General features: G+C 37.1%; 16 protein-coding genes. 10 read left to right on the top strand and 6 right to left on the bottom strand.

The genetic code is table 11. The features are described 5' to 3' along the window. Positions 1 to 2: 2 nt before the first annotated feature. The gene (locus tag QNH24_RS06410) at positions 3 to 608 is read right to left on the bottom strand and encodes a trimeric intracellular cation channel family protein (protein ID WP_283871258.1); all 606 of its coding nucleotides are present in this window, start codon (positions 606 to 608) and stop codon (positions 3 to 5) included. Between the two features lie 256 nt (positions 609 to 864). On the opposite strand from QNH24_RS06410, the gene QNH24_RS06415 reads away from it, so the two are divergent. The 3 genes from QNH24_RS06415 (at position 865) to glnA (ending at position 4,414) form a co-directional block, all read left to right on the top strand. Then, positions 865 to 2,115 (top strand): methionine gamma-lyase family protein, encoded by a 1,251-nt coding sequence (locus QNH24_RS06415; RefSeq protein WP_283934526.1) that lies wholly within the window; start codon positions 865 to 867, stop codon positions 2,113 to 2,115. 528 nt (positions 2,116 to 2,643) lie between these two features. Next, positions 2,644 to 3,018: a MerR family transcriptional regulator gene (locus QNH24_RS06420; RefSeq protein ID WP_283871260.1), complete on the top strand. Its 375-nt coding sequence runs from the start codon at positions 2,644 to 2,646 to the stop codon at positions 3,016 to 3,018. A gap of 61 nt (positions 3,019 to 3,079) precedes the next feature. Then, complete coding sequence (glnA, locus tag QNH24_RS06425) at positions 3,080 to 4,414, top strand: type I glutamate--ammonia ligase (protein WP_283871261.1); 1,335 nt, start codon at positions 3,080 to 3,082, stop codon at positions 4,412 to 4,414. A 224-nt stretch (positions 4,415 to 4,638) separates the two neighbouring features. On the opposite strand, the gene QNH24_RS06430 is transcribed toward glnA, so the two are convergent. Next, positions 4,639 to 4,989 (bottom strand): CotD family spore coat protein, encoded by a 351-nt coding sequence (locus QNH24_RS06430; RefSeq protein WP_283871262.1) that lies wholly within the window; start codon positions 4,987 to 4,989, stop codon positions 4,639 to 4,641. A gap of 382 nt (positions 4,990 to 5,371) precedes the next feature. On the opposite strand from QNH24_RS06430, the gene QNH24_RS06435 reads away from it, so the two are divergent. The 5 genes from QNH24_RS06435 (at position 5,372) to QNH24_RS06455 (ending at position 10,181) form a co-directional block, all read left to right on the top strand. Then, positions 5,372 to 6,373 (top strand): ABC transporter substrate-binding protein, encoded by a 1,002-nt coding sequence (locus tag QNH24_RS06435; protein WP_283871263.1) that lies wholly within the window; start codon positions 5,372 to 5,374, stop codon positions 6,371 to 6,373. A gap of 116 nt (positions 6,374 to 6,489) precedes the next feature. Further along, entirely contained in the window at positions 6,490 to 7,506 is a 1,017-nt protein-coding gene (locus QNH24_RS06440) for a FecCD family ABC transporter permease (protein ID WP_283871264.1), read from the top strand. Further along, positions 7,499 to 8,539 (top strand): FecCD family ABC transporter permease, encoded by a 1,041-nt coding sequence (locus QNH24_RS06445; RefSeq protein ID WP_283871265.1) that lies wholly within the window; start codon positions 7,499 to 7,501, stop codon positions 8,537 to 8,539. Before QNH24_RS06440 ends, QNH24_RS06445 begins: the two co-directional genes overlap by 8 nt. A 55-nt stretch (positions 8,540 to 8,594) precedes the next feature. Continuing rightward, positions 8,595 to 9,395: an ABC transporter ATP-binding protein gene (locus tag QNH24_RS06450; protein ID WP_283871266.1), complete on the top strand. Its 801-nt coding sequence runs from the start codon at positions 8,595 to 8,597 to the stop codon at positions 9,393 to 9,395. A gap of 342 nt (positions 9,396 to 9,737) precedes the next feature. Then, a complete protein-coding gene (locus tag QNH24_RS06455) occupies positions 9,738 to 10,181 on the top strand; it encodes a DUF4362 domain-containing protein (RefSeq protein WP_283871267.1) in 444 nt (147 codons plus the stop codon). Between the two features lie 66 nt (positions 10,182 to 10,247). Here QNH24_RS06455 and QNH24_RS06460 read toward each other — a convergent pair whose 3' ends face one another. The 4 genes from QNH24_RS06460 to QNH24_RS06475 form a co-directional block, all read right to left on the bottom strand. After that, on the bottom strand, positions 10,248 to 10,802 hold the full coding sequence (locus QNH24_RS06460; RefSeq protein WP_283871268.1) for a CPBP family intramembrane glutamic endopeptidase: 555 nt from the start codon (positions 10,800 to 10,802) through the stop codon (positions 10,248 to 10,250). Between the two features lie 172 nt (positions 10,803 to 10,974). Then, positions 10,975 to 11,673 carry a hypothetical protein gene (locus tag QNH24_RS06465; protein WP_283871269.1) on the bottom strand — a complete coding sequence of 233 codons (699 nt, stop codon included), beginning with the start codon at positions 11,671 to 11,673 and terminating at the stop codon, positions 10,975 to 10,977. Continuing rightward, a complete protein-coding gene (locus tag QNH24_RS06470; protein WP_283871270.1) occupies positions 11,670 to 12,536 on the bottom strand; it encodes an ABC transporter ATP-binding protein in 867 nt (288 codons plus the stop codon). The genes QNH24_RS06465 and QNH24_RS06470 overlap by 4 nt, the downstream gene beginning before the upstream one ends. A 3-nt stretch (positions 12,537 to 12,539) precedes the next feature. After that, positions 12,540 to 12,899, bottom strand: coding sequence for a GntR family transcriptional regulator (locus QNH24_RS06475; RefSeq protein ID WP_283871271.1), 360 nt, complete (start codon positions 12,897 to 12,899; stop codon positions 12,540 to 12,542). Positions 12,900 to 13,309: 410 nt separating this feature from the next. Between QNH24_RS06475 and QNH24_RS06480 the strand changes: the two genes are divergently transcribed. Both QNH24_RS06480 and QNH24_RS06485 read left to right on the top strand, forming a co-directional pair. Continuing rightward, positions 13,310 to 13,561 (top strand): phage holin, encoded by a 252-nt coding sequence (locus tag QNH24_RS06480; protein WP_054772305.1) that lies wholly within the window; start codon positions 13,310 to 13,312, stop codon positions 13,559 to 13,561. 91 nt (positions 13,562 to 13,652) lie between these two features. Then, positions 13,653 to 15,755, top strand: coding sequence for a DUF2339 domain-containing protein (locus tag QNH24_RS06485; protein WP_283871272.1), 2,103 nt, complete (start codon positions 13,653 to 13,655; stop codon positions 15,753 to 15,755). Positions 15,756 to 15,782: the final 27 nt, after the last annotated feature.

Consider the following 15,782-nt stretch of genomic DNA (forward strand, 5'->3'; position numbering starts at 1 on the left):
GGCTATGCCCGATTGAGCTTTCGTAAAGGCAAACGCCATTTCTTCATATAGGAAAAAATTCTTAGCACTGTTATTATACCAAATAATCCATATAAAAAGAGGTCGCCTGTCAATACTTCTAGACCAATCATGAGTCCTGCAAGAGCTGCCCAAACCCCGTAAATTTCATCACGTAATACGAGAGGCTTGCGTCTTGCTAATAGATCTCGAACTATGCCGCCTCCTGAACCAGTTAAGACAGCAGCTACAATAACTGCACTAATAGGCATGTCGAGCTTTACAGCATAGAGGGCACCTTGAATAGCAAATGCCGATAAGCCAATGGCATCCGTAAAGTTTCCCCAGCGATGCCAATGCTGAATTAGATGATGTGGAAAAATAAAAAATATAGTAATCGCCGCAAGTGCAATTTGGAACATCATATCCTGTCCCCATAATGTTGTAACAGGCAGGCCAATAAGTAAGTTACGAATTGCTCCACCACCAAAGGCAGTGACAATACCGAGTATATAAACACCGAATAAATCGTATTCTTCCTCCATGGCGATAATTGCCCCAGAAATAGCAAAGGCAATTGTTCCGATAATACTGAAAACCTCCCAAGCCATCCCTTTCACCCCTTCTGAAAAATAATGTACTTTCTCATTAAAGTTAAAAAATTCTATTAAATGTAAGAGAATCTATGAAATTTCAAAAATAATGAAAGAAGTCCGCACATTAGCTTAGCGCAAATTGCGAGTAGAAACAATAGGCAAGTTTTGCAGACACATCTACAAATTGTTAAGATGAGATAGGAGAAAGTGAAAACTTCAATTTGTGGGTGTAGGTGCCCGCAATTGAACAAATGTGAATGGAGAAGAATGCATGACTTTTACAACGAATTTAACAGAAGAAACGTTAGCATTAGCTACCAAAATAGAGGAAAAGGTTCGCCCGTTTCAAAGGAAGGTAGACGAGATGGCGTTCTTTAATCAACAAAAGGTGCTTGCAGCTTTTAGGAAGCATCAAGTGAGTGACTATCATTTACACCCTTCTAATGGATATGGTTATGATGATGAGGGACGTGACAATTTAGAGCGTGTTTATGCAGAGGTTTTCGGAGCGGAGGCTGCCATTGTACGTCCGCAGATTATTTCGGGGACACATGCCATTACGCTTAGTCTATTCGGCGTGCTGCGACCGGGTGATGAATTGCTGTATATTTCAGGTCAACCATATGATACATTACAATCCATAGTAGATGGCGGTGATAAGGATACCGGCTCATTAAAGGATTATAAAATTGGCTATCGCCATGTAGATTTAATGGAAAATCAACTGATTGATTGGGACGGGGTAGCGGCTGCTATTACAGAGAATACAAAAATGATTGCCATTCAACGTTCAAAGGGCTATGCATCACGTCCATCCTTTACTATTGAAGAAATTACTTCATTGTGTGTGAAAATCCGTGAATTAGCACCACAGGCGATCATCTTTGTCGATAATTGCTATGGAGAATTTGTGGAGGCTCAGGAACCGACAGAGGTAGGGGCAGATTTAATGGCAGGCTCTCTGATTAAAAATCCAGGCGGTGGCTTAGCCAAAATTGGTGGCTATATTGCTGGTCGTGCCGATTTAGTTGAAAAATGTGCCTATCGTATGACGTCACCGGGTATTGGTGCTGAAGCAGGTGCAACACTAAATACGCTTGGCGATTTTTATCAGGGCTTTTTCCTAGCGCCACACGTTGTAGCACAAGCATTAAAAGGCGCAATTTTCACAGCGGCAATGCTAGAAGAAGTTGGTATGTCTACATCTCCACGCTATGATGCGAAACGAACGGATTTAATTCAATCTGTTTCATTCCAAACGGCTGAACAAATGATTGCCTTTTGTCGCGAAATCCAAGCAAATTCACCAATCAATGCCCATTACGCACCAGAGCCAGCCTATATGCCAGGCTATGAGGATGATGTCATAATGGCGGCAGGTACCTTTATTCAGGGCTCCAGTATTGAGCTTACAGCAGATGGTCCTATTCGCCCGCCATATACGGCATTTATTCAAGGCGGACTCACATATGAGCATGTAAAATTTGCTATTTGTAGTGCGGTTCAAAAAATTCAAAAATAGGTAAGTGAAAAACTATTCTGTTAGGTCAATGAAATCAAGGTGCCAAATAAAAAGTAAATTCCTATTGAATTTCACTTTTTCTATGAAAAAGCAGAGCGGCAGCAATTAGTGGCTTTATGTAAATGCCTTTGCTTTACTTTTGCAGGAAGAAAATGTTTGAAATTATACACTATTATTGATTGGAGTGCAAGGCTACTCGACTCCCGTGGGACAGACGAGACCCTACACGGGGCGTCAGCGAAGGAAGCGGCTCGTCGCTCGCCCACAGGAAGCTTTGCTCTGTGCGTCAGCAACAAAGCGAGTAGCCTGGAACGGAAATCACCTTTATTTTGATTTAATATTCATAAAAATTCCCTTGGCCATTTTTTTAATATTACGAAAAACTATTCAAATCGTTATTTTGAATAGTTTTTTTACAATTTTGTAGCAGTCAAAAAAATATTAAAAAACGATGTCAGGAAACCTTACATATTTGTTGACAGTGTAAAAATTTCGTTATATGATTAGCGGGTATTGGAGGGGACTTAAATGAGTCGTGAAATTAGACGAACTATGCCGTTATTATCTATGAGTATCGTGATGCAATTGACCGAGCTTTCGGCACGCCAAATTCGTTATTATGAAGAACACCATTTAATTGAGCCGCACCGAACAGAAGGCAATCGTCGAATGTTCTCATTAAATGACGTCGATACATTGCTAGAAATTAAAGATTACTTAGAACAGGGCATGAATATGGCAAAGATTAAAAAATTATTTGCTAAAAAGAATAACCCTGTGACGACAGATGAGCCGGATTTAAGTGACTCAGAATTACGTCGTATCATGCGTGAGGAAATGCGTCAAGCACAGCGCATGCAAAAATCATCCATCCGACGTGGGGATTTATCCCGATTCTATTAAAAGCCTTTAATAGGGTAGGGTAAAGATAAAAGCTAGACAAATTATAGGAGTGTGGAAAACTGTGGGTAAATACACAAAAGAGGACATTAAACGTCTTATCGAGGAAAAAAACGTAAGCTTTATTCGTCTACAATTTACGGATATACTTGGCACAATTAAAAACGTTGAGATTCCTGTAAGCCAATTAGACAAAGCGCTAGAAAATAAAATGATGTTTGATGGTTCATCTATTGAAGGCTTCGTTCGTATTGAAGAATCAGATATGTATTTATATCCTGATCTAGATTCCTTCGTGGTGTTCCCTTGGACTTCTGAAAAAGGGAAAGTAGCACGCTTCATTTGTGATGTATACACTGCGAAAGGCGAACCATTTGCTGGTGACCCACGTAACAACCTAAAACGTATCCTAAGAAAAATGGAGGATATGGGCTTCACAAGCTTCAATTTAGGACCTGAGCCAGAGTTCTTCTTATTCAAATTAGATGCAAAAGGCGAACCAACATTAGAGGTTAATGACCACGGTGGTTACTTTGACTTAGCGCCAACTGATCTTGGTGAAAATTGCCGTCGTGATATCGTATTAGAGCTAGAAGAGATGGGCTTTGAAATTGAAGCTTCTCACCATGAGGTAGCTCCTGGACAACACGAAATTGACTTTAAATATGCAGATGCTATCACAGCTTGTGATAATATCCAAACGTTCAAATTAGTTGTAAAAACAATTGCACGTAAACACGGCTTACACGCTACTTTCATGCCAAAACCATTATACGGTGAAGCTGGCTCTGGGATGCACTTCAATGTTTCATTGTTTAAAGGCAAAGAAAATGCTTTCTATGATGAATCGACTGAATTAGGTCTTTCTGAAACAGCTATGCAATTCATGGCAGGCGTTCTTGCGCATGTTCAAGGCTTCACAGCTGTAACAAACCCTACAGTTAACTCTTATAAACGTCTTGTTCCTGGTTATGAAGCACCATGTTATGTGGCATGGTCAGCGCAAAACCGTTCACCATTAATTCGTATTCCATCAGCTCGTGGTCTGTCAACACGTGTAGAGGTACGTTCTGTGGACCCAGCCGCAAATCCTTATTTAGCAATGGCTGTTATTTTAGAAGCGGGTCTAGAAGGGATTCGTCAAAATCTAACTCCACCAGCTGCAATTAACCGTAACATTTATGTGATGTCTGAAGAAGAACGTAAAGCAAACGGAATTGAAAACTTGCCACCAGCTCTTGATGATGCATTAACATTACTTGCTAAAGACAAAGTAGCGCAAGAAGCGTTAGGTGAGCATATCTATGCAAACTTCAAAGAAGCAAAAGAAATTGAGTTTGATATGTATCGCACTACTGTCCATCAATGGGAACGTGACCAATATTTAAAAATGTACTAATTAAGATTAACCGAGTATCTAATAGAGGATACTCGGTTTTTTACAGACATATAAAAAGCACAAAAAGCGATGAGGCGTTTAACAACCTCATCGCTTTTTTTTATCTTGATTCAAGCAGAGTATTAATTAAGTGGCGAGATGAATGGTTATTTAATTAAGAGCTCCTTGGCTATCATAGTTTTTGAAGAGGAGCGTTTTGAGCAAGATTGACGCAATGTAATTGATTAATAGCCCATATGATTGTGATGATACGGCATATGGCCGTGGTGGTGCGACATATGGCAGTGATGCTGCGGCATGTGACAAGGGTTAGGTGGCATTTCGCAAAGTGTATGGTTTTCGCAACATTCATTCACGACAGATTCAGTACATGGGAAATAGTATTGATGATCGAAAATATGTTTATTTACATTTGTAATATGTGTTGGTTGTACATGCGGTACGACAGTATGGATATAATTTGTACGAACATATTGCTCTGGTGGCATAAATTGTGGTGGATCAAATTGTGTTGGCATTGTTTGTGGTGGACAACAATGTGGACCTTTCCCATGATGACGCATACGATTAAACATGGTTATTACCTCCTGTTTTAATAAGTTGTGGTTCATTATTAAGATATGAGTGATATGTCGATAGGGTCTATTTATTTGCCTACTAACTATTAGATAAATCTCACACATCAGTGAAAATCGAAACTTATGTAACATATGCCTAATATATCCTTAGAGCTTATTTAGATGAGTATATATACCTTTGTTTCAAGTGATTTTCTTTATCAAAAGAGATTAATTTGTATATTTGTATAATAAGCAGCCAATTAAAAATAAAATATTATTAAAATTATTAAAAAGGTACGTTTTTTATAAAAAAAGATATTGTAAATACATTTTTTGTACAGTATACTCTTTTAGTGATAATGATTATCATTATTGATTATTATTTGGGAGGACATATATGTCGAAACTTACATTTAACAAAAGAAATTTTTATTTGCTTTTCACATTATTACTATCATTCGCATTTTTACTAGCTGCTTGCGGGGATAAAACATCAAAAAGTAGTGAACAGGAAAATAAAGCATCAGAAGAAGGAAAAACAGAGGAAGCAAGTCGTGAAATTACACATGCGATGGGTACAACAACCGTAAAAGGAACACCGACAAAAATAGTAACGCTTTATCAGGGTGCTACCGATGTGGCAGTTGCAATGGGGATTAAGCCAGTAGGTGCAGTAGAGTCGTGGGCAGAAGCGCCTATCTACAACTATCTTAAAAATGATTTAGATGGTGTAACAATCGTTGGGCAGGAAACACAGCCAAATTTAGAAGAAATTGCGAAGCTTAAGCCTGATTTAATTATTGCTTCGAAAGTGCGTCATGAGGAAATTTATGATCAGTTATCTCAAATTGCACCAACAGTTGCCCATGAAACTGTTTTTGATTTCAAAGGAACAGCAGAAATGATGGGTCAAGCGATGAATCAAGAAGATAAGGTCAAAGAGCTATTAGGAAATTGGGATAACCGAGTGGCAGATTTCCAAACAAAAATTAAAGAAAAGCTTGGAGATCAATGGCCACTACATGTTTCAGTTGTTAATTTTAGAGCAGATCATGCACGAATTTATGTTACAGGCTTTGCAGGATCAATTTTATCAGAACTTGGCTTCGAGGGTCCTAAAAATCTAACAGATGATTCATTAGAGATTGTAAAACTAACGGACAAAGAAAGTATTACACAGATGAATGCAGATGTGATTTATATGTTTATGGAAAATGATGAGGCTGTTAAAAAAGTTTATGAAGAATGGACAAATCATCCATTATGGAAAGAGCTTGATGCAGTCAAAGCAAATCAAGTATATCAGGTTGATGAAATTAATTGGAATCTAGCTGGTGGTATTCTAAGTGCTAATTTAATGCTTGATGATATTTATGACAAATTTGAATTAGAAAAATAATGGCAAGTAAGGGCTGTATCTTTAGCGACAGCCCTCTTCTTGTAGATAGAAAGCTTTATATTTAAACTGCAAGCTAGTTTTCGAGATAAATTGTGGATGAAGAAAGTTGGCATAAAATGAGAATTATTCTTTCCAGTACCTCAATGAAAAAAATTTGCTTCCTAATAAGCTGTGTATTGCTTTTTTGCACATTTATTTTAAGTATTGCACTTGGTCAAACCTCTATATCATTAGAGTCTATCTATCAGGCATTTTTTCATTTTAATGATGCAAATACCGAGCATGTCATTATAAGAACTTCTCGTTTGACACGCGCTATTATCGCTGCGGTAGTTGGTGCCAGTCTTGCCATTGCTGGGGCTTTAATGCGTGCATTAACAAGAAATCCATTAGCGGCACCTGATATTTTAGGTATTAATGCAGGAGCTATATTTTTTATTGTCAGCGCGATTACTTTGTTTTCAATAGATTCCTTAATGAGTTATATGTGGATTGCCTTTTTAGGGGCAGGTATTGCAGGAGCAATGGTTTTTTTCTTAGGATCATTAGGAAGAGATGGTTTAACACCCATCAAAATAGTATTAGCAGGTGCAGCGATTACAGCCTTATTCGTATCGTTTACACAGGGATTACTTGTGATTGATGAACAGGGCCTACAAAGTGTCCTTTTTTGGTTAGCAGGGTCAGTGTCAGGACGTAGCATTGATATGCTTTTACCTGTTCTTCCATTTATTTTAGTCGCAACCATTGTTTCAATAGTTATGGGAAGATCCATTAATGTCTTGCAATCTGGTGATGATATTGCAAAAGGGTTAGGGCAGCGAACAATTATCACTAAAATTACGCTGGGTATAATTATTATTGTGCTTGCAGGTAGCTCTGTAGCAGTTGCGGGCTCAATTGGCTTTATTGGACTGATTGTACCGCATATAGCAATAGGGCTTGTAGGTTCAGATTTTCGCTGGATTATTCCTTATAGTGCGGTGATTGGGGCTACGCTTCTACTGTTGGCTGACATAGCAGCTAGATTTATAATCATGCCATTGGAAATGCCAATTGGTGTTATGACGGCTTTAATTGGTGCTCCTTTCTTCATTTATATTGCACGAAAGGGGTTAGCGAAAAATGCCTAAGTACATGACAATACGCTCAAAATCTGATCGTATTTCGTTTCAAATTGCTTTAAAAACATGCTTGATCACTCTAATTCTGAGTCTTTTATTAGCCCTAATAACGATTCTTGGCTTATCAGCTGGCAGTGACTTTATTCATCCATGGATTGTTATTCAGGAATTGTTTGGCTATGGAAGTGGGGACTATAATTTTGTTTTACATACATTAAGGCTACCTAGAGTATTGATGGCTTTATTAGTCGGTGCAGCACTTGGTGTTGCGGGCTTAATCTTACAAGGAATTATTCGTAATCCACTTGCAGCTCCAGATATTATTGGAGTAACTAGTGGCGCATCAGTTGGGGCGATTGTTTTTATCGTGTATTTTATGGGAGCAGTCAGTATTCAATTTTTACCCCTAGCAGCAATAATAAGTGCTACGATCGTGTCGTTTATCATCTATCTTCTATCCTGGAAAAAGGGTGTAACTCCTATACGTATGGTGTTGATTGGTATTGGGATTTCGGCACTAGCAAAAGCGATGGTGACCATGCTGCTCGTTATTAGCAATGTGGCTGCTACCACGAAAGCATATTTATGGTTAACAGGAAGTTTATATGGGGCTAATATGCAAGATGTTTTTCTATTGCTACCATGGGTTTTAGTATTATTACCATTGACATTCGTAATGGCTAGAATTGTAAATGTTAAGGAATTGGGAGATGATATTGCTATTGGACTAGGCGTAAAAGTCCAAATCTATCGTTTATTCTTTTTACTAATCAGTGTCATGCTTGCAGGTTCTGCTGTAGCCTTTGCTGGTGGAATTGCTTTTGTCGGATTAGTGGCACCACATATGAGTAGAATGCTTGTTGGACGCTCTTTTGCCGCTTTAATTCCAGTAACGGCTATTATCGGTGGCATTATTGTTATAGCAGCCGATATTGTGGCTCGAACAGCCTTCTTACCTAAAGATCTACCAACAGGTGTATTTACAGCAGCTATCGGTGCTCCATTTTTTATATATTTATTGTTTAAAACACGCAATCAATAAATGCTTATAACAACAGCTACAATAGCTAAAGAGTATAAAAGAGGGTGACAGGATTTTGAAAAATGTTTTAAAGGCTCATGATTTAAGCGTATATTATGGGGAAAATAAAATTTTAGAGAATTTAAATTTGCAAATACCTGAAGGAAAAATTACCGTATTGGTAGGTGCCAACGGTTGTGGAAAATCCACACTTTTACGAACCTTTGCCCGCTTAATAAAACCGAAAGCTGGTCAAATTTTCTTAGAGGATGACTTAATTCAAAAAATTCCCACAAAGGATATTGCAAAGCGTTTAGCGATTCTACCACAGGGACCTGTTGCACCTGAAGGATTAACAGTCTTACAATTAATTAAACAGGGGCGTTACCCTCATCAAAGCTGGTTAAAGCAGTGGTCTAATGAGGATGAAAAAATTGTAAATAAGGCGTTAGAAGTAACACAGATGACTGATTTTGTAGATCGATCAGTAGACGCTTTGTCTGGTGGTCAGAGACAGCGTGCTTGGATTGCGATGACCTTAGCACAAAAAACGGATTTAATTTTATTAGATGAACCAACTACCTATTTAGATATGGCTCACCAAATAGAAATATTAGACTTACTATTTGATTTGAATGTCGAAGAAAATCGTACAGTTGTTATGGTGTTACATGATTTAAATTTGGCATGTCGTTATGCCCATCATATTGTTGCAGTACGAGATAAGCAAATATACGCTCAAGGTAAACCTGAGGAAGTTGTAACAATGGAGATGGTGCAAAATGTATTTCGAATGAACTGTACGATCATTAAAGATCCAATTTTCGGGACGCCATTATGTGTTCCTCATGGTAAGGGACAGAAAGTAGGAAGGTAAGCATCGGGTGAGTTTAGATCTTACAACTGATGAAATAGCAGCATTAACGTAAGGGTATAGACTTACTACCGAACAAAAATCAGATTGGATTTATTCAATTCCTGCCAAGAATTCTGTAAAACCTGCCCAAAAATAAAACGAATCTGATTGCCACTTTACTTTCCTAAACAAGTGAATCAGCACCTGAATTTTAACTGCGTGTTTATTCACTTGTTTTTTTATCCCACTTACTGTATTAAGATGCTATTATAAACGAAAAAGGGATAGACTTGCATCTTAATCTATTTTTCGTTATGGTAAATATTGTATTGGAATGAGTGGTCATAAAAAGGGGGTTAAGCCTTGCTTAAAAAAATTTTATTCTTTTTAATGGTTTTAATCATTTTAACTGGGTGTTCCTTAACAGGTGGATACGACTCCTCTAAAGCGATTAAAAGAGGGGATATTACAATTTTACATAACGGAGTACATAATTTAGAACGATTTGAACTATTTCTTGAGCATCTAGCTAATAATCAAGAGGATACTGTTCGAGTGACTTCCTATACAAAAGAGGGGGATCCCATCTTCGAAGATGTACATTTTGATGGGAAGGACATTCAATATACGCATGATAATTCACAGGATGCATTTGGAGGGCAGGACAAAGGGCAAGAGACAGATGTTTGCAAAAATATAATGTCTAGGGTAAATGATCAAAATGAAGTGGAGTATGTATTAGTTGACTGTATAAAAAATGGGGAAATTCCTCTTTTTCAAATAAATGGGGAAGAGGCTAAAAAATAATAACATACCTGACAAAAAGATGCCAAGTCTTCTTGTCAAATGACCTGGCATCAAGAGAACATACTATTAGATGACTATTTTTTTCTTCACACGCTTCCATAATAGTAGCATATAGATAAAAAGTACAATTATTATAATATAGGTATATAACAAAGAGCTTTCCTCGTTGCCCATAAAGTTAAAGAAATTATTCAAGCTATGGAACAATATTGTTAGAATGATGGATTGACCATCTAAAATTAATAAAGAAAGTACAAGCCCGACAAGTAGTGCATAGATTAATTGGATAACTGTATCTTCAAGAGATTGACCACCAAGTAACTGTAAGGCATGTGTGATGCTAAATAGGAGACTTGATACCCAAATGGCTGTTAAAGGCCCTTTTGCTAATAGCGTCCGTAGCATGATGCCTCTAAAAACGGTCTCTTCGATAAAAGCTACAACGAACAATTGCATGATCAACATCACGATTAAATTACTAAAGGATTCTGTATTCAAGCCTTTGGTACCGAAAAGAATGATACATAAAACGAAAATAAGTGGGCTAACAAGTAAAATATCACTTTTATTAAAAGCTAAGAAGAAGTATTGGTGCCATTTCTTTTTCACTGCAATGTACACAAAGAGCCCTAATGAAAGAGGTACTAGCAGCGCAAATTGGAAAAAGGGACTTGATGGTTGTTGAATGGAAACGTAGGCACCATTTATAACATAGAAAAATATAAGTAAAAGTTCTAAGCCAATTAGTTTAAAAAAGATTTTTTTGTCATCTACACGATCCCTTCTTTTTGAATTAAGCAGGATTTACTGAAGCCTTCCGTAAAGCCAGTGAGATGATAAAGTATAGGAGGACACTAAATACTAATAGACTACTTACTATTGTTATAGCTGATACTTTTGAAAACAGTTCAAACAATGGAGTATACCACTCGAAAATGACCATAGTAATTGGAATTAAACAAACTAATCCGATAAAACTATAACCACCAACAGTTCCAAAACGATAAAAGATAATGTTTAACAATAGCCCAGATGTTAAAGCGAATAGTAGTAATACCGTGTCCAGTGCAACTGTATCTATAAATGCAGTGGAGTTTCCGAAAAAGTATATTGGATGAATAATAAATATTTCTTTAATTTTTAGTAATGCTGTAAAGTAGGTAATGACTTTATGCGTACAAGTAATGATTACAGCGCCAGCTAGGCTCCAGCAGATAAAAAAGAGACCAACATTGACCATATACTGCGTACGACTTATTCCGAGTTTTAAAAAATAAGGCAAGGTGTTATTTAACAACTTTGATGCCGTTGAACTGTAAAAGATATAGACTGGAATAGAAATCGTAATGGCGAAAGAAAACAAGTATTGCCCAAAAAAAGTATCTATGAAAAAAGTCAATAGAACGATAGAAAATAAAATGCTCCAAAAAATAATGTTTTTCTTTTTATAGCTTTGAAATAGAATATAAAAACTACCCTTCACTGTATTCATTTAATAGCCCTCGCTTTCTGCTGCTTACTTAAGTACACCAACATATCCTGTAAGGAAACACGCTCAAGTTTAATATTCTGCCCCTCGATATGGCGACCATCGCTATAGATTACCGCAGTTAATTTCTGCATAAACATATGTTGATAGATAATTTCTAGTCCATGTATTGCCTGCTCAACATCTGAAGCGTTTCCTTTTACAGCTACAATATGCTGGTGCCATTCCTCTGCTGCTTTTTGAAGCAACAACTGCCCTTCATTCAAAATTAGAATTTCCTCGAAGAGATCACTTGCCTCATCAATTAAATGTGTGGACAAGATAAAAAGTCTTGGATTTTCAGTTTGTTGCTCAATTAATAAATCATAAAATGTATTTCGTGCAGCGACATCAAGCCCGATATAAGGCTCATCGAAAATTGTTATTCCTGCATTGCTTGCAAACCCTGTAATAATGCCTAAAGCTGAAACCATTCCTTTCGATAAACCACGAACCTTATCCTTGGGATTTAATGCAAATACCTCTAGTAACTCCCTCGCAAGTGCTTCATCCCATTGTGGATAAAAGAAACTATTAGCTTTTAATGCCTGTGCAATGGTCATTTCCTCCTGAAAATTACCACTTTCTGCGATAAAGCAAATATCACGTAAAGTTGCAGGTGCATTGAACACATTTTCTCCGTTGACAGAGATGCTTCCACTAGTTGGGGCAATAAGTCCAGCTAATAAATTTAAAAAGGTTGTTTTACCAGCACCATTATGACCTAAAAACCCAATAATTTTAGGTCCCTCTAGCGTAAATGTGAGATTTTTTAAAGCTTTCTTATGTTTAAATGTTTTAACAACATTTTTTACGTCGATTTTCATATACTAACCCCTTTGTAACATATTTTGTAATTCTTCATTGGAAATACCTAATCTTGTGGCTTCTTTTTTTAATGGCTCTATATGCTGCTGAAAGAAATTTTCCTTGCGCTCCACCAGTAAAATTTCACGAGCATCTGTACTAACAAACATGCCAACACCTCGTTTTTTATAAATAACACCTTTATCCACTAATTCGTTCACGCCTTTCCCAGCTGTTGCAGGATTAATTTGATATTCCTTCGCAAATTCATTGGTGGATGGAACGCGATCCTCGGGCTGTAACTGTCCATCTAGAATGGCATCCTCAATTCGTTCACGGATTTGCTGGAAGATAGGCTTTTCATTGTTTAAAGAATGAATCACAATCCACCTCCTTTGTTAATTGGTTAATTACTCTTGTAACTAACCATACAATGCAAGGAATTTATTGTCAATGGTTTTGATGGGAAAATTTTAATGTGACAGAAGTTATGAAGAAAGTATGCATAGCATTATGTAGGGGATTTAAGTATTTGTAATTCATGCTGATACACTAAAATTCTTAGTAAGAAGAATTACTATAAAGCAAAAGTAGAGACATCTGACTTTTTTCACATTGTTTTTTATGGTGATCAATTCCCTATAAAATATAATTTTTAAAGTAAATTTGTAATTTTCGTTTAAGTAAATTGTTTGTTTAATACCCCTTATTTCTATAGCTCGAGTTCCATTTTTGCATATGTGTCAAGTTTTCATTGTGCATATATTGTAGAGAAGGGGGGAGGTGAGCTTCTATGAAAATTAACTGGAAGATTCGTCTTCAGCATAAGCCATTTTTATTGGCACTATTTTCATTGATTTTATTACTCGCACAGCAAGTTGCAGCTATTTTTGGCTATGATTTAACGAGTGCAATGAGTGAGCAGCTAACATCCATCTTAAATACTGTTTTATCAATTCTCGTATTAATGGGTGTTGTTATAGATCCAACTACAAGGGGTACGAAGGATAGTGAGCGTGCTTTAATGTATCGAAGACCTAGATAGCTATAGTATAAATATGATCTAAAAGTATAATTTTACACCTTTCTAAAAGGTGTTATAATGTAAAAAATGAAAAAGTAGGGAGGATGATGGGATGTCACTTGAAATGGAGCAAAGGATTGCCAAGCTTGAGAAGGAAATGATGGATTTGAGGCAGGAGTTAGATGTCTTAAAACAGCAACATTCTACTGGTCAATCAACAGCAATAAATGCTAGAAAAACAATAATTAAACAATCTTCATCATTGGCAGAACAAAAACCAAATAGTACTTCCAAGCCAAACCCAAGGCCAATACCTGAAAAAAAGAAGCAACCACAGCAATCGCTGGAGGAACGTATCATGTGGGCTTTACCAAAAATATTCATGGTAATTTTAGTGATGGGGGTGCTTTGGGGTCTTAAGCTCGTTAGTGATTATGGTTATTTATCGAATGAGGTTAAAATCATCCTCGCCTATGCATTATCGATTTTCTTAGCCGTACTAGCAAATGTGCTGGAGCATAGAAAAAAAGGATCTCCAGCTATCACCATTTCCTTATATGGTGGGGCATTTATCGTAGGAATTTTAACAACAGCGGCTAGTGCAATATTGTATGAAATTATTGGTTTAACGCTGGCACTCATTATTGCCATCATCTATATTGGCTATGGGATTGCTATTTGCTACTTAAAGAAAAATGAGATATTAACAGTGTTTGTAGCATTCACTTCACTCTTGCTACCATATTTACTAGAATATATGGATTTTAGTGCTGTTATTATTTTAATTTATGTACTTGCGTTATTTACGATGCTACAATTTGTCATTTATCAGCATAAGCAAAAGCTGGCACTCTATATAGCAACCTTTTTCTCTATGGTAGCTGTTAGCATTATAGCGTTTATGAACACTGACAATCGAGCTATAATGGCATTTGGCTTGATGGCTGTATTAGCTATTTGCTATACGAGTTGGTGCCGTTTATTTAATATTGAATCTAAATGGAAGCATATTCATGTCGGTCTTCAATTTTCTTTAGGAGTTTTTAGCTTATTGCTTTTGAACCTTATGATTAGACCAATCGAATATAGTGAAGTGCTTTTATTCGTATTGGTCATCTTGTTTGCGACTTTAGCGGGTTATGGCTATAGGCAAAAATGGCAGGAGGCATTTGATAGTGCCATCACACTCGCGTTTATCACCCTATGTAATACGCTACTCGTTATGAATATACCAGAGAAAGTAGAAGATTTACTATTGCCGTTTATCGCATTTACAGGTGTTATAATGAGCTTACGTTTACGAGCAAGCTTGATGAAGGTCATCAGCTCGGTCATATTTGCTATTACCATTATAATCAACTTTATGATTCATGAGCCGGTACCATTTTTTAGCATTAACCATGCTAGCCTTTTTATGCCAGTCATCTATTTGCTGCTTATTTATCTATATGCAATGCGTCCGAAAGAGTCACTTTCGGTATTTGAAAAACTGATGAAGGATTTATATGTAGTAGACTTTTTAGCGGTCATAACAACTGGTTACTTCTTAGCCTATATTAGTAAGCTTGATGCAGTATATTTTGCTGGTGTTAGCAACAGCCAGCATATGATGAGTATCATGCTAGCTGTCCTATTTGCAGCATCCCTTCTAGTGCCAGCAAAATATAAAGGACGCGCATTAACACCAGTGCTTGGCGCATTTTTCCTGCTTTTTGCGCTGTCAATCGGTATCCTTCCAGCCGAAATGCAGGGAATAGAATGGCTCCATCTTTTAACAAGAATCATTTATATTGGTGTGCTTGTGGCACTATTAATAGATGTGCTTATGAAGGGCCGTATTTATCAAATTTATCAACAACAGATGGAGAAATACGTCGATCCGACAGTGAGTGCAGGCATCGTGCTAACAATGCTATCCATTTGGGGATTCGTACATCAGCTAGCCTATAACAATCTACTAGACTGGAAGCTCAGCATTGCACTCTCTACAATTACACTTTTTGTGACAGCCAGTATTGCCCTATGGCTGAGTACGGTGCGTAACTTACGAACATTACGCTTAACGGGCTTTACTATCTTGGTCATTGCGTTTATAAAGCTTATATTCTTTGATTTATCTGCACTCGATCTATTAATACGAGCTGTCCTGTTTATCGCGATTGGTGGAATCGGATTGTTGTTGTCGGGTAGGTTGTTGAGGAAGGATAAGGAATAAAGTAAGGGGATAAGGTTGTTAGTAAAA

It is taken from the genome of Lysinibacillus pakistanensis, from assembly GCF_030123245.1.
In the GTDB taxonomy this organism is placed as follows: domain Bacteria; phylum Bacillota; class Bacilli; order Bacillales_A; family Planococcaceae; genus Lysinibacillus; species Lysinibacillus pakistanensis.

Excerpts from the sequence above, each read along its gene's own strand:
- QNH24_RS06415 (WP_283934526.1), top strand. The coding sequence starts at position 865 with ATGACTTTTACAACGAATTTAACAGAAGAAACGTTAGCATTAGCTACC.
- QNH24_RS06445 (WP_283871265.1), top strand. The coding sequence starts at position 7,499 with ATGCCTAAGTACATGACAATACGCTCAAAATCTGATCGTATTTCGTTT.
- QNH24_RS06465 (WP_283871269.1), bottom strand. The coding sequence starts at position 11,673 with ATGAATACAGTGAAGGGTAGTTTTTATATTCTATTTCAAAGCTATAAA.
- QNH24_RS06430 (WP_283871262.1), bottom strand. The coding sequence starts at position 4,989 with ATGTTTAATCGTATGCGTCATCATGGGAAAGGTCCACATTGTTGTCCA.
- QNH24_RS06420 (WP_283871260.1), top strand. The coding sequence starts at position 2,644 with ATGAGTCGTGAAATTAGACGAACTATGCCGTTATTATCTATGAGTATC.
- QNH24_RS06470 (WP_283871270.1), bottom strand. The coding sequence starts at position 12,536 with ATGAAAATCGACGTAAAAAATGTTGTTAAAACATTTAAACATAAGAAA.
- QNH24_RS06410 (WP_283871258.1), bottom strand. The coding sequence starts at position 608 with ATGGCTTGGGAGGTTTTCAGTATTATCGGAACAATTGCCTTTGCTATT.
- QNH24_RS06485 (WP_283871272.1), top strand. The coding sequence starts at position 13,653 with ATGTCACTTGAAATGGAGCAAAGGATTGCCAAGCTTGAGAAGGAAATG.
- QNH24_RS06480 (WP_054772305.1), top strand. The coding sequence starts at position 13,310 with ATGAAAATTAACTGGAAGATTCGTCTTCAGCATAAGCCATTTTTATTG.
- QNH24_RS06440 (WP_283871264.1), top strand. The coding sequence starts at position 6,490 with ATGAGAATTATTCTTTCCAGTACCTCAATGAAAAAAATTTGCTTCCTA.
- QNH24_RS06435 (WP_283871263.1), top strand. The coding sequence starts at position 5,372 with ATGTCGAAACTTACATTTAACAAAAGAAATTTTTATTTGCTTTTCACA.